This window comes from Streptomyces sp. 4F14 (genome assembly GCF_048159485.1).
Lineage (GTDB): Bacteria > Actinomycetota > Actinomycetes > Streptomycetales > Streptomycetaceae > Streptomyces.
In genome coordinates this window covers 1-731 of record NZ_JBLRVY010000080.1, presented here as the reverse complement: position 1 = coordinate 731, position 731 = coordinate 1, and the positions used below count along the sequence as shown (strand labels likewise).

The following is a 731-nucleotide window of genomic DNA, read 5'->3' as shown; positions in this document are numbered from 1 at the left end:
GACGGGGTGTTCGTTGCGGCTCAGCGGAAGGGGCGGCCCGAGGTCCACACCGCGCTGACCGCCCTGTCCACTCTGCACACCCACGGTGTGCCGGTGGACTGGTCCGCGGTGGTGGGCCGGGGCTCGGGTCCGGCTATCGATCTGCCGACGTATGCGTTTCAGCGTGAGCGGTTCTGGCCGGAGTCGGTGGGTGGGGTGGATGACGAGTTGTGGTCGGTGGTGGAGGGGGCGGATGTGGGTTTGTTGTCGGCTGAGTTGGGGGTGGATGAAGGGGTTTTGGGTGAGGTGGTTCCGGCGTTGGTGGCGTGGCGTGAGCGTCGGCGTGCTGGGTCTGTGGTGGCGGGGTGGCGGTTTGCGGAGAGCTGGAAGTTGCTGCCCGGGGCACTAGGGGGTGCCTTGTTTGGGAACTGGCTGGTGGTGGTGCCTGTGGGGTGGGGTGAGGATGTGTGGGTTGCCGGGGTGGTCGAGGGGTTGGGTGCTGGGGTGGTGCGGTTGGAGGTGGACGGGGACATCGGTCGTGCTGAGTTGGCTGGGTGGCTGGCTGATCTGCCCGTGCCGTCTGGGGTGGTGTCGTTGTTGGGTGTGGTGGAGGAGGCGTGTGCGGGGTTGGGTGCGACGCCGGTGGGGTTGGCGGGGACGGTGGGGTTGGTGCAAGCGTTGGGTGATTGTGGGGTTGCTGCGCCTGTGTGGTGTGTGACGCGGGGTGCGGTGTCGGTGGGGTCGGGTGACCC

Annotated in this window: 1 pseudogene; it reads left to right on the top strand. The window is 68.1% G+C overall.

The features are described 5' to 3' along the window. Window positions 1-93: 93 nt before the first annotated feature. Window positions 94-731 (top strand): annotated as a pseudogene (locus ACLZOT_RS49680) (polyketide synthase); the annotation flags it as partial.